This window comes from Stenotrophomonas sp. SAM-B, from assembly GCF_013387485.1.
Lineage (GTDB): Bacteria > Pseudomonadota > Gammaproteobacteria > Xanthomonadales > Xanthomonadaceae > Stenotrophomonas > Stenotrophomonas maltophilia_AA.
This window is the reverse complement of the sequence record NZ_JABBXB010000003.1, coordinates 218,006-230,118: the sequence shown is the minus strand read 5'-3', so window position 1 is coordinate 230,118 and position 12,113 is coordinate 218,006. Positions and strand designations below refer to the sequence as shown.

The window sequence follows — 12,113 nt, the reverse complement described above, 5'->3', positions numbered from 1 at the left end:
TAAGCCCGGGATCCCCTATGGGAACCAGGCCGGTCCTGTTTGCCGTTGAAACAGCGTGCCTTTGTGGGGCGGGAAACCGTTCAAAACAGCACCCCCGCAAAACGGGGCCGCCCATTATGCCCGTGAATCCAGGCAGTTGCAAACGCTTGATTGGGCGGGTGTTTACCGGTGCCGACAGGGCGTGGAACGCCCGCCGGGCGGGCCACAGGAGGCTGCGGCCACGGCAAACGGCAACAGGCGCCTGAAAAGACGCCCTTGCCTTCTGACGCGAATCTGAAGCAATCGACTCCGGCGGCGCCGGCAGCCGGGCATGGCCCGGCTCCACGCCCCACCCTTTCGGGCTGGGGCCGGCCTGTTACTTCTTCTTCGGCGCGATCATCATCACCATCTGCCGGCCTTCAAGGCGCGGACGGGACTCGATCACGATGTCCTCGCCCAGATCACCTTCGATCCGGCTGGCCATCTCGCGACCCAGTTCCTGATGGCTCATTTCACGGCCACGGAAGCGGATGTTGACCTTGATCTTGTCGCCCTCTTCCAGGAACCCGCGCATCTTGCGCAGCTTGATCTGGTAATCACCTTCATCGGTGACCGGGCGGAACTTCACTTCCTTGATCTCGACCTGCTTGGTCTTCTTCTTGGCCTCGTTGGCCTTCTTCTGCGCTTCGAACTTGAACTTGCCGAAGTCCATGATCTTGCACACCGGCGGATCAGCCTGCGGCTGAATCTCGACCAGGTCCAGACCTTCGTCTTCGGCCATCGACAGCGCTTCGTCACGCGTCAACACACCAATCATTTCTCCGTCGCTGCCGATCACGCGTACGCGCGGCACCCGGATTTCCTGATTCTTGCGGTTCTGTTTGTTGTCAGGGGTACTGATATTGCAATCTCCCAGAGGAATCAAACCGGCCCATCGCGGAGCATCCGCAGGGCCGGGACTTTCTTACACGGACTGTTCTGCCTGCAACCGCTCGATGAAGGCCTGGACGGACATGCTGCCCAGATCTTCGCCAGAGCGCGTACGCACGGCCACGGCGCCATTTTCCTTCTCACGGTCGCCAACCACCAGCAGGTACGGGACCCGCTGCAGCGTATGCTCGCGAATCTTATATCCGATCTTCTCGTTGCGCAAATCGGCGTTCACGCGGAAGCCTTGATCTGCAAGGGTTTTCCGCACTTCGCTGACGTATTCAGCCTGGGCGTCGGTGATATTGGCCACCACCACCTGGGTCGGGGCCAGCCAGGACGGGAAGGACCCGGCGTGGTGCTCGATCAGGATGCCGATGAAGCGCTCCATCGAGCCCACGATCGCCCGGTGCAGCATGACCGGGTGCTTCTTCTGGCTGTTTTCGTCCACGTACTCGGCGCCGAGGCGGCCGGGCATCATGAAATCGACCTGCATCGTGCCCAGCTGCCAGGTACGGCCGATGGCGTCCTTGAGGTGGTACTCGATCTTCGGGCCGTAGAAGGCGCCCTCGCCCGGCAGCTCCTGCCACTCCACGCCGCAGCTGGCCAGCGCCGCGCGCAGCGCGCCTTCGGCCTTGTCCCAGGTAGCGTCATCGCCCAGGCGCTGTTCCGGGCGCAGCGCGATCTTGATCTGGATGTCCTCGAAACCAAAGGTGGTGTAGACCGCCAGCGCCTGCTGGTGGAACGCCGTCACTTCCGCTTCGATCTGCGACTCGGTGCAGAACACATGACCGTCGTCCTGGGTAAAGCCACGCACGCGCAGGATGCCGTGCAGCGCGCCGGACGGCTCGTTGCGGTGGCACGAGCCGAACTCGCCGTAGCGGATCGGCAGGTCGCGGTAGCTGTGCAGGCCCTGGTTGAACACCTGGATGTGGCCCGGGCAGTTCATCGGCTTCAGCGCATACGTGCCCTTCTCCGATTCGGTGAAGAACATGTTGTCCTTGAAGTTGTCCCAGTGCCCGGACTGCTTCCACAGCGCAACGTCCAGCACCTGCGGACAACGCACTTCGCCGTAGCCGGTCTTGCGGTAAACCTGACGCATGTACTGCTCGACCACCTGCCACAGCGCCCAGCCCTTGGGGTGCCAGAACACCATGCCCGGCGCTTCTTCCTGCAGGTGGAACAGTTCCTGCTGCTTGCCGATGCGGCGGTGGTCGCGCATTTCGGCTTCTTCGATGCGCTTGATATAGGCCTCGAGCTGCTTCTTGTCGGCCCAGGCAGTGCCGTAGATGCGCTGCAGCTGCTCGTTCTTGGCATCGCCGCGCCAGTAGGCACCGGAAATGCGGGTCAGCTTGAAGGCCTTCAGGAAGCGCGTGTTGGGCACGTGCGGGCCGCGGCACATGTCCACGTATTCCTGGTGGTAATACATGCCCATTGCCTGGATGTCCGGCGACATGTCCTCGATCAAGCGCAGCTTGTAGTCTTCACCACGCGCCTTGAAGATCTCGATGACCTCCGCACGCGGAGTGACCTTCTTGATGACGTCGTAGTCCTGCGCGATCAGCTCGCCCATGCGCTTTTCGACGGCGGCCATGTCCTCGGGCGTAAACGGACGCTCGGAGTAGATGTCGTAGTAGAAGCCTTCGGCGATGACCGGGCCGATCACCATCTTGACGTCCGGGTACAGCTGCTTGACCGCGTGGCCGACCAGGTGGGCGGCGGAGTGGCGGATGATTTCAACGCCCTCCTCGTCCTTGGCGGTGATGATGCGCAGGCTGGCATCGTGGTCGATGACGTCACTGGCATCGACCAGCACGCCATCCACCGAACCGGCGATGGTGGCCTTGGCCAGGCCGGCGCCGATCGACTGGGCGACGTCCATGACACTGACGGGATGTTCGAATTCACGGCGGCTGCCGTCGGGGAGCGTGATCGCGATCATGAGAGTGCTTTGGTCTGGTGGCCCGCAAGGGGGCCTGGAGAATCCGGGGGCGAGGCGGCAACAAAAAAGCGCCACGAAGGCGCCTGCGTCAGGGCCGTCGGGGGCGTTCAGCGGTGGGCGGTGGTAGTGCTCATGTCACACGCTAGACCGGCGCAGGGCGCGGGCCACCTTGTTGCCTCGATAGAGATGCCCTGATCTTAAACCAATCCGGTGATGAATGCGCCGCCCCCCCGGCTGCGGCCCGGCAGCGGACCGCCTGAATGCGTCCGTGTGGCGCCCACAAACCGCAATGATTACCATGCGCGGATTACTGTCCTGCCCAGGACAGGTTTGCCGATTGGATTCCCGATGATCACTGTTGCGCTGACTTCGCTCGGCTTCTGCAGCCTGGCGCTGGCCGGCTCCGCCTTTTCCGCGCTGGCGCTGTATGCCGCCTCACCGCACTGCCGCTGGCCGCGCCTGCGCCGTGCCGGCCGTCTTGGCCGGCAGATCAGCCTGGTGGCTGCCGTGGCGGCGCTGTGGCTGTGGATCGCCAATCTGGGCATCGCCACCGGCGTGGTGGTGATGCTGTGCAGCTGGATGCTGGTGGCGATCCTGCTCCCGCTGCTGGCCGCGTGGCACCGCCCGGCACAGGTGATCCGCTGATGTGGGCCCGCGCGGGCGCCGGCCTCCTGGCGGGGTTCTTCGTCGCGGCCGCGGCCACCGGCCTGGTCGCCTGGCTGCCGCCGGGGCCGTGGCAGAACGCGCTGGTGCCCAGCCTGATCGCCTTCATTCCCTTGTGGATGCTGGCCGCGGTCTGGGCCTTCAGCTTCCGCACCGGCCCGCGCGCGTGGGCGATGATGAGCGCGACCGCCGTGGCCGGATTCGGCCTGTTGTGGCTGCTGCGCCTGACCGGCGCGGTGCAATGAGAGCGATGCGATGAAGTTCAGTTCCCACACCCTGCGCACCTTCACCACGCTGCATACGTGGGTCGGCCTGGTCGCCGGTTTCGCGCTGTTCGTGGCGTTCTACGCCGGTGCGCTGACCCTGTTCCACCACGATCTGCCGCTGTGGCAGACCCCGCATGCGGTGGATACGCCCGCCGCCAGCCTGGACGACGCGCAGCGCCTGCTCGACGGCGTGCTTGAACGCCACCCGGCCGCACGCACCCATGTGGGCATGACCTTCCCCGGCGGCGACCATCCGCAGCCGATCGCGTATTGGCAGGATGCCAAGGGCACCTGGCTGTATGCCTGGCTGGACCATTACGACGGCAGCATCACGCCGCCGCAGACCGGGCTGGCCGAGCTGGTCAACGAACTGCACTACAGCCTCGGCCTGCCGGTCGCGGGCACCTACCTGATGGGCATCGTCAGCCTGCTGTATGGCATGGCCCTGCTCAGCGGCCTGGTCATCCACCTGCCCAAGCTGTTCGGTGATCTGTTCGCGCTGCGCCCGGGCCGCAACCTCAAGCAGATGTGGCAGGACGCGCACAACGTGATCGGCGTGCTCAGCCTGCCCTTCCACCTGATGTTCGCGGTCACCGGCGCGCTGCTCTGCCTGATCTTCCTGCAGATGGCGGCGCTGAATCCGCTGATCTTCGACGGTAAGCTGCTGCAGGCGGTGCCGGCCGCGATGGACACCGCACCGGTACGCGAGCCCAGCGGCCAGTCCGGCAATGGAACGAACCTGCGCATGCTGCACGCCCGCGCCATCGAGGTGGCGCGCGCGCAGGGCGTGGCCGATTTCGAACCGGCCTTCCTGAAGCTCGCCCATGCCGGCGATGCCACTGCCACGATCGAGATCACCGGTGAATCCGGCGGCACCCTGGGGCCGCTCGGCGCGGTCGGCCTGGATGCGGCCAGCGGACGGCTGCTGAGCAGCCAGCTGCCCGGCCAGCGCGATGCCAACCACGCCACCCTGAGTGCGGCCTACGCGCTGCATTTCGGCGAGTTCGGCAATGGCGTGGTGGTCTGGCTGTACTTCCTGCTCGGCCTGGGCGGCGCCTTCCTGTTCTATTCCGGCAACCTGCTGTGGATCGAATCGCGTCGCAAGCGGCGCCAGGTGGAACAGGGGCGCGCGCAGATCAACATGGCCCGGGCCACGGTGGGGGTGTGCATCGGGCTGTGCGTCGCGGTTTCGGCGAGCTTCGTGGGCGCGCAGATCCTGGAGCAGGTCGCGCCGCAGGCAGTCGATCACGGCATCCGCTGGATCTGTTTCGCCACCTGGGCCGCGTGTGCGCTGTGGGCGGCACTGCGTCGCCCCGACCAGGCCGCCCGTGAGCTGCTCTGGGCGGCCGCCATCAGCACCACGCTGGTGGCGGTGGTACACGGCGCACTCACAGGCTACTGGCCGTGGGCGAGCGCGGCACGTGGCTACTGGCCCTTGTTCTGGGTGGACGCGGTGGCGCTGGCACTGGCCTTCGGATTTGCCACGCTGGCCCGTGCGAGCCTGCGCCGCGCGCGGCATGGCGACCCGAACAGCGTGTGGAGTGCACCGCGCTGATCACCCTGGACGCCTGCTGCGGCGGGCTTTCAGAATTCTTCAGCCGCGTTTCCAGCACTTCAGACCGCGTCATGGCGTAGTCGGGCCTCATCTCGAGGAGCCCTGCCCATGCACCACCACCGACACCGACTTGCCGCCCTGCTCTTTGCCCTGGCAGCCGCGCTGCCACTGACCTCTCCCGCCGCACCCGCGGCGCTGGATAGCGCCCGGATCACCGCGCTGGAGTCGGCGATCGCCACCCAGGACATCAAACAGGTCACCAGCGTCCTGCTGCTGGTGGACGGCCAGGTAGCCTACGAGGGTTACTTCAACGGCGGCACGGCGGAGACCCTCAATGACGTGCGCTCGGCCAGCAAGAGCGTGACCGCGATGCTGATCGGCGCGGCCATCGGCGATGGTCACCTGCCCGGCGCGCAGGCCCGTGTGTATGACTACTTCCCGGCGTTCACTGCCAGCCATCCGGTGGATGCACGGCTGCGCTCGATGACGGTGGAAGACCTGCTCACCATGAGCACGCTGTGGGAGTGCGATGACGAGAATGCGTTCTCGGCCGGCAACGAAGAGCGCATGTACGTGACCGAGCACTGGCTGGACTTCGCGCTGTCGCTGCCGGTCAGAGGCTTCGCACCGTGGATGACGCGCCCGGAAGACAGCCCGCATGGCCGGTCACACGCCTACTGCACGGCCAATTCCTTCGTGCTCGGCGCGGTACTGGAACAGGCCACGAAGCGGCCCTTGGCCGACTACGCCGCGCAGGTGCTGGAGCGCCCGCTGGGCATCACCGCGAGCAGGTGGAACCGCTCACCGGAAGGCATCGGCATGGGCGGCGGCGGAACGCGCTACCGCAGCCGTGACCTGGCGCGGTTGGGCGAGCTGGTGCTGGCCGAGGGGCGCTGGCAGGGCCGGCAGCTGATCCCGGCCCGGTATGTCCGGGCGATGCTCAGCGCCCAGGCGACCACCGGTGACGGCAGCGATTACGGCTACCAGTGGTGGGGACTGAAGCTTCCCGTGGAGGGGCACGAACGCACGGTCTGGACGATGTCCGGCAACGGCGGCAACTACGTGTTCGTGATGCCGGAGAAGAAGCTGGTGGCGGTGATCACCAGCCAGGCCTACAACCGCAGCTTCGCCCACCCGCAGTCGCGCCGCATCCTCACCGAGTTCCTGCTGCCGGCGCTGCGCTGAGGCCCTCGAGGTCTGTTGGCCGCCACGGCGCGGCCAACACCTGGGCACGCTGGGCAGATACGTCCGTCTCGATCGTGTCGAGCAGTCCCTGCCAGCCGGCCGCACCGTGCAGCGGCGCAAACAAGGGCGTGGTACGCAACCACGCCGCATCGCGGAAGCCGGCATCCACCGCGTGATGCAGGGCGGCCAGCGCTGCGGCGTCGTCGCCTTGGGCCTGCAGCAACATCGCGCGCTCCAGCGCGGTGTCGGACCAGCCATCGTCGGCCTGGCCCTCCAGCACCTGCAGGTGCCCGGCGATCCACGCGGGTGTGGCCGCGTCATCGCCGTACAGGCCGGCCAAGGTCTGCCCCATCGACTGCTGCGGGCGCAGGGCACGGCTCTGCTCGAAGGCTTCAGCGGCGCCCTTGCGATTCCCGCTCAACAACAGCATCTCGCCCTGCAGGCGCAGCAACTGCGGGTGCGGCGTCCCGCGCGCGAGTGCCTGATCGAGCGCCTGCCGTGCCTTGCCCGGCTCGCCCATCGCCCACAGGCTGTGCGGCCAGGCGATGTTGGCGAACACATTGTCCGGATAGAGCTGGAAGTTGCGTGCGTGCCGGCGCGCGGCGGCATCGGTAAAACCCAGCAGTTCCAGTTCGCGCGCGACCTGCACGTCGCGGAAGCGGACACGCTCGGGCGCGCGCAGCGACAGATTGTCCTGCAGTGCCTGCGCGAGGTCGCCTTTTTCCTGGTGCAGATAGGCCAGCGACGCACGCGTGCGCTCGTCACCCGGGTCGCGCTGCAGGGCCTGCCGGTAGTCCGCCATGGCCTGCGACATCGCGCCGAGGCAATCGTGGGCATAACCGCGCGCGGCCCAGCCGGCCGCATCGTCCGGCGCCTTGCGGACCAGTTCGCCGCCCAACACCAGCGCTTCCTGCGCGCGTTCGCGTGCGCCGTTGAACAGACAGGCGTCGGCCGCCAGTGCACGGGCGAGCCCACGTTTGGCCATCAACGATTCCGGATCCATCTGCAGCGCCTGGCGGTACAGCCCGATCGCACGCTCGTTGTTGCTGGCCTGCCCGATGCCCGCGTAATACGCAGCGCGCTGCAGGACCGGATCGGCAGGCGACACCGGCGCGGTGCCGGGACGGACCGCGATCAAGGCGGCAGCCACCGCGACGACGGTCACGCCCGCCCCCAACCAGATCCAGCGAGCACCGCCGTGCCGGCGTGGCGCGAGGGCGCCCTCCGCGCTGACGGTGACCACGGTGTCGCGCATCTCCGGCTGCGGCGGCGCGCACAGCTGGTAGCCACGGCCGCGCACCGAGCGCACATACCGTGGCCGTCGGCTGTCATCGCCCAGCGCCTGCCGAAGCAGCTTCACGCGCTGGCTGATCGCATCCTCGCCGACCACCGCCGGTGCCCACACCTGATCGGCCAGTGTGTCGAAATCGACGACGGCGTTGCCATGGGCCAGCAGACACTCCAACAGCCGCCAACTCAGCCCGTTGACCGGCAACAGCTCATCCCCGCGCCGCACGTGCTGTGCGTTGCGGTCGATGTGCAGATCCAGCAGCCGGACGCTCTCCATGCGGGCAAGCATAGGGCACGCGACTGCGTCGCGGCGCCCCTTCCCGTGGCGTTACTTCGCAGGGCCCTGGAACGGCGCCACCATGGCCTTGAGCAGGCTGCCCTGCGCATCGTCGCCGGTCAGCTCCCACATGAAGACGCCGCGCAGGCCGTTGTCCCTGGCGAAGCTCGCGCGCAGGCCGATCGAGGTAGGATCCTCGAAGCTGACGAAGACCTTCTCGGTAGCGTTGTAGAGCCACGGGGTCTGCGCGACCGGGTGCCAGTGCCGCTCCCAGCCGGGCTGGCCGAGCATGCCGGCCTGGATCTGCCGCCAGTCACCGGCCGGATGCGGCGCGCTGTAGCGCTGGTAGAGGCCATGGTTGGCGTCGCCCTCCAGCGTGAAGCCACGACCGTAGAACGGTACGCCGAGCACCAGCTTCTCTTTCGGCACCCCCTGCTGCTCGTAGTAGGCCACCGCCCCGGCCACGCTGTTCCAGCGCTTGAGTTCCGGCGTCAGCGGATCCTCCGGCACCGCGTGCAGCGGTGCGTTGAAGGTGGACACCGCCGAGAAGCCGGTGCCCATGTCGTAGCTCATCAGGTTGATGAAATCGAGCGCGTGGCCCAGCGCCTTGAGCTCATAACTGCGTGCCGGATCGTACGGACCATCGGTCTGCACCCGACCCGCAGGCAATGCGGCGGTGACCAGCCGATGCTGGCCGTCGGCTTTGTCCAGCGCATCAAGCTGGCGCCGGAACTCCTGCACCAGCAGGGTCATGTTGCGCCGATCCTCCGGGCGGTCGGTGATCTCGGTCGGGCCGCCATACACGGGGAACTCCCAATCGATGTCCACGCCGTCGAAACTGCCGCGATGACGCTCGAAGAACATCGCCACGCAGGAGGACACGAAGCGTTGGCGGCTTTCCGCGGTCAGCGCTGCATCGGAGAAGCCGCCGGCGTTCCAGCCACCGATCGAGATCAGCGTATGCAGCGTCGGATGCGCGCGCTTGAGCGTGGCCAGCGCCTTGAAGTGCGCGTCGGCCTGCGGCGCGACGACGCACTGACCTTGGTCGATGGTGGCGAACGCGTAGAACAGATGGGTCAGCGTGTCGGCCGGAATGTCTTCCACCGGATAGCGGTCGGCGGAGCCGCCGGGGTAATACGCGCCGATGATCCTGGGCAATGGCTCGGCGGCGGAGGCCGCCTGCGGCAACACGCTGGCGATCAGGACGGCGAGAACAGCGACGGCAGGACGGAACATGGGATCTCCCCGGTCGAAGGCGAGGCCACGTTAGCAGTGCAGCGCACCCTGTGCGTGCCATCGGCGACGATGTCCTGCGAATCCGTCCGGCGGACAGTCCATGCGGTCTTCCGGGCCGCCCCGTGACGTCATGCAACGTGCTGCAGCGTGACTTTTCGTGTCACGCGGGTCGCATCGGGAACAAAAAAAAAGCGGGCCGAAGCCCGCTTTTTTCGTGTCTGCGAAAGCGTGAGGACCAACGGTCCTCACCTACCGCGAGATCGGCGTGGGCCGATTACTCGGCGGTGACGCCCTCGCCTTCTTCGACGGCCTTCATCGACAGGCGGATACGGCCCTGCTTGTCGACTTCCAGGACCTTGACCTTGACCACATCGCCTTCCTTCAGCACATCGCCGACCTTCTCCACGCGGTCGCTGGAGATCTGCGACACGTGGACGAGGCCGTCCTTGCCCGGCAGGATCGTGACGAACGCGCCGAAGTCCATGATCTTGGCGACCTTGCCTTCGTAGATGCGGCCCGGCTCGACGTCCGAGGTGATCTGCTCGATGCGGGCCTTGGCAGCCTGCGCAGCGATGGCGTTGACCGACGCGATGACGATGGTGCCGTCATCCTGGATGTCGATCTGGGTGCCGGTTTCCTTGGTGATGGCCTGGATGGTGGAACCACCCTTGCCGATCACTTCGCGGATCTTGTCCGGGTGGATCTTGATGGTCAGCAGGCGCGGCGCGTAGTCCGACAGCTCTTCGCGCGGGGCGGTCAGGCCGTGGGCCATTTCACCCAGGATGTGCAGACGGCCAGCCTTGGCCTGCTGCAGTGCCTGCTTCATGATCTCTTCGGTGATGCCTTCGATCTTGATGTCCATCTGCAGGGCGGAGATGCCCTCGGCAGTACCGGCCACCTTGAAGTCCATGTCGCCCAGGTGATCTTCGTCACCCAGGATGTCGGACAGGACGACGAAGCGATCGCCTTCCTTGACCAGACCCATGGCGATACCGGCCACCGGCGACTTGACCGGCACGCCGGCGTCCATCAGGGCCAGCGAGGAGCCGCAGACCGAGGCCATCGACGAGGAGCCGTTCGATTCGGTGATTTCCGAGACCACGCGGATGGTGTACGGAAAGGCTTCCAGCGACGGCATCACTGCCAGCACGCCGCGCTTGGCGAGGCGGCCGTGGCCGATTTCGCGACGCTTCGGGCCCATCATGCGGCCGGTCTCACCCACCGAGTAGGGGGGGAAGTTGTAATGGAAGAGGAAGTTTTCCTTGTACTCACCGGCGACGGCATCGATGACCTGGCCATCACGGGCGGTGCCCAGGGTGATGGTCACGATCGCCTGCGTCTCACCGCGGGTGAACAGCGAGGAGCCGTGGGTACGCGGCAGGATACCGGTCTTCACGGAGATCGGGCGGACGGTGTCCAGCGCACGGCCGTCGATACGGACCTTGGTGTCCAGCACCGAGTTGCGCATGGTGCTGTATTCCAGCTCGCCGAATTCCTTCGACAGTTCGGCCGGGTTCCAGCCTTCGGCGGCCACACGGCCAGCCAGCGACTCGACCACGTCCTTCTTGATCGCCGAGATGGCGTCACGGCGCTGCAGCTTGTCGCGCACCTGGAAGGCTTCGCCCAGACGCGGGCCGATGGCTTCCTGCAGGGCGCTGATCAGCACGTCGTTCTTGGCCGGGGCTTCCCAGGTCGACGGCTTGGTGCCGGCTTCCACGGTCAGCTCGTTGATCGCGTTGATGACCTTCTGCATTTCGCGGTGACCGAAGGTCACGGCGCCCAGCATCACGTCTTCGGACAGCAGCGCGGCTTCGGATTCCACCATCAGCACGGCGTTGGCGGTACCGGCGACAACCAGTTCCAGCTCCGAATCCTTCAGCTCGGTCACGGTCGGGTTGAGGATGTACTCACCGTTCTTGTAACCGACCTTGGCGGCGGCGATCGGACCCTTGAACGGGGTACCGGCCAGCGACAGCGCAGCCGAGGCACCGATCAGGGCAGCGATGTCGCCATCGATGTCCGGGTTCAGCGACATCACGGTAGCGATGATCTGGACTTCGTTCTTGTAGTCTTCCGGGAACAGCGGACGGATCGGGCGATCGATCAGGCGCGAAATCAGCGTCTCTTTTTCGGTCGCGCGGCCTTCGCGCTTGAAGAAACCGCCCGGGATACGGCCACCTGCATAGAACTTCTCCTGATAGTCGCAGGTCAGGGGGAAGAAATCCTGGCCCTCACGCGCGCTCTTGGCGGCAACGGCGGAGACCAGCAGCACGGTGTCGTCGAACTTGACGATGACGGCACCGCCGGCCTGACGGGCGATTTCGCCGGTTTCAAGCGTGACGGTGTGCTTGCCGTACTGGAAGGTTTTGGTGATTTTTGCCACGGGGGTTTCCTTGGATGATGCTTTCTTCAATGGACCGCGGGCGACCCTTGCCGCCGACGGGTGACCGGTTGTCCGGCCCATACGTTTATTGCGGTACTGCCAAAACAAAACCGCGGCGCATTCCTGCGCCGCGGTGGGGGTTCGTGCTTAGCGACGCAGGCCGAGCTTTTCGATCAGGGCCTTGTAACGCGGAGCGTCTTTCTTCTTCAGGTAGTCGAGCAGGCTGCGGCGACGGTTGACCATCTGCAGCAGACCACGACGGCTGTGGTGATCCTTCTTGTGGGTCTTGAAGTGGCCGGTCAGCAGTTCGATGCGGGCGGTCAGCAGAGCGACCTGGACTTCCGGGGAGCCGGTGTCAGCCGCGCTGCGCTTGTTGTCTTCAATGACCTTCTGGGTGTCGATCGACATAT

At 66.1% G+C, this 12,113-nt stretch carries 10 protein-coding genes; 4 read left to right on the top strand and 6 right to left on the bottom strand.

Annotated elements, in window-relative coordinates; genetic code table 11:
- Positions 1-355: 355 nt before the first annotated feature.
- Together infC and thrS are read right to left on the bottom strand one after the other, a co-directional pair.
- Complete coding sequence (gene infC / locus HH110_RS08725) at positions 356-895, bottom strand: translation initiation factor IF-3 (protein ID WP_172838068.1); 540 nt, start codon at positions 893-895, stop codon at positions 356-358.
- Between the two features lie 48 nt (positions 896-943).
- Positions 944-2,848: a threonine--tRNA ligase gene (thrS, locus tag HH110_RS08720; protein ID WP_176989315.1), complete on the bottom strand. Its 1,905-nt coding sequence runs from the start codon at positions 2,846-2,848 to the stop codon at positions 944-946.
- Positions 2,849-3,196: 348 nt separating this feature from the next.
- Between thrS and HH110_RS08715 the strand changes: the two genes are divergently transcribed.
- The 4 genes from HH110_RS08715 (at position 3,197) to HH110_RS08700 (ending at position 6,517) form a co-directional block, all read left to right on the top strand.
- Positions 3,197-3,493: a hypothetical protein gene (locus tag HH110_RS08715; protein ID WP_176989314.1), complete on the top strand. Its 297-nt coding sequence runs from the start codon at positions 3,197-3,199 to the stop codon at positions 3,491-3,493.
- On the top strand, positions 3,493-3,756 hold the full coding sequence (locus tag HH110_RS08710) for a hypothetical protein (RefSeq protein WP_176989313.1): 264 nt from the start codon (positions 3,493-3,495) through the stop codon (positions 3,754-3,756). Before HH110_RS08715 ends, HH110_RS08710 begins: the two co-directional genes overlap by 1 nt.
- A 10-nt stretch (positions 3,757-3,766) precedes the next feature.
- Entirely contained in the window at positions 3,767-5,332 is a 1,566-nt protein-coding gene (locus HH110_RS08705; protein WP_176989312.1) for a PepSY domain-containing protein, read from the top strand.
- Between the two features lie 108 nt (positions 5,333-5,440).
- Entirely contained in the window at positions 5,441-6,517 is a 1,077-nt protein-coding gene (locus tag HH110_RS08700; RefSeq protein WP_176989311.1) for a serine hydrolase, read from the top strand.
- On the opposite strand, the gene HH110_RS08695 is transcribed toward HH110_RS08700, so the two are convergent.
- From HH110_RS08695 to rpsO, 4 genes are all read right to left on the bottom strand, one after another.
- Positions 6,486-8,084 carry a winged helix-turn-helix domain-containing protein gene (locus tag HH110_RS08695; RefSeq protein WP_241696485.1) on the bottom strand — a complete coding sequence of 533 codons (1,599 nt, stop codon included), beginning with the start codon at positions 8,082-8,084 and terminating at the stop codon, positions 6,486-6,488. The genes HH110_RS08700 and HH110_RS08695 overlap by 32 nt on opposite strands.
- 51 nt (positions 8,085-8,135) lie before the next feature.
- A complete protein-coding gene (locus HH110_RS08690) occupies positions 8,136-9,320 on the bottom strand; it encodes a glycoside hydrolase family 18 protein (protein ID WP_176989309.1) in 1,185 nt (394 codons plus the stop codon).
- Positions 9,321-9,594: 274 nt separating this feature from the next.
- Positions 9,595-11,703 carry a polyribonucleotide nucleotidyltransferase gene (gene pnp, locus HH110_RS08685; protein ID WP_176989308.1) on the bottom strand — a complete coding sequence of 703 codons (2,109 nt, stop codon included), beginning with the start codon at positions 11,701-11,703 and terminating at the stop codon, positions 9,595-9,597.
- A gap of 147 nt (positions 11,704-11,850) precedes the next feature.
- On the bottom strand, positions 11,851-12,111 hold the full coding sequence (rpsO, locus tag HH110_RS08680) for a 30S ribosomal protein S15 (protein WP_038687260.1): 261 nt from the start codon (positions 12,109-12,111) through the stop codon (positions 11,851-11,853).
- Positions 12,112-12,113 lie beyond the last annotated feature (2 nt).

Bases quoted from the DNA above. Each gene is read 5' to 3' on its own strand.
- thrS (WP_176989315.1), bottom strand. From the start codon at position 2,848: ATGATCGCGATCACGCTCCCCGACGGCAGCCGCCGTGAATTCGAACAT.
- HH110_RS08715 (WP_176989314.1), top strand. From the start codon at position 3,197: ATGATCACTGTTGCGCTGACTTCGCTCGGCTTCTGCAGCCTGGCGCTG.
- HH110_RS08710 (WP_176989313.1), top strand. From the start codon at position 3,493: ATGTGGGCCCGCGCGGGCGCCGGCCTCCTGGCGGGGTTCTTCGTCGCG.
- HH110_RS08705 (WP_176989312.1), top strand. From the start codon at position 3,767: ATGAAGTTCAGTTCCCACACCCTGCGCACCTTCACCACGCTGCATACG.
- HH110_RS08700 (WP_176989311.1), top strand. From the start codon at position 5,441: ATGCACCACCACCGACACCGACTTGCCGCCCTGCTCTTTGCCCTGGCA.
- HH110_RS08695 (WP_241696485.1), bottom strand. From the start codon at position 8,084: ATGGAGAGCGTCCGGCTGCTGGATCTGCACATCGACCGCAACGCACAG.
- HH110_RS08690 (WP_176989309.1), bottom strand. From the start codon at position 9,320: ATGTTCCGTCCTGCCGTCGCTGTTCTCGCCGTCCTGATCGCCAGCGTG.
- rpsO (WP_038687260.1), bottom strand. From the start codon at position 12,111: ATGTCGATCGACACCCAGAAGGTCATTGAAGACAACAAGCGCAGCGCG.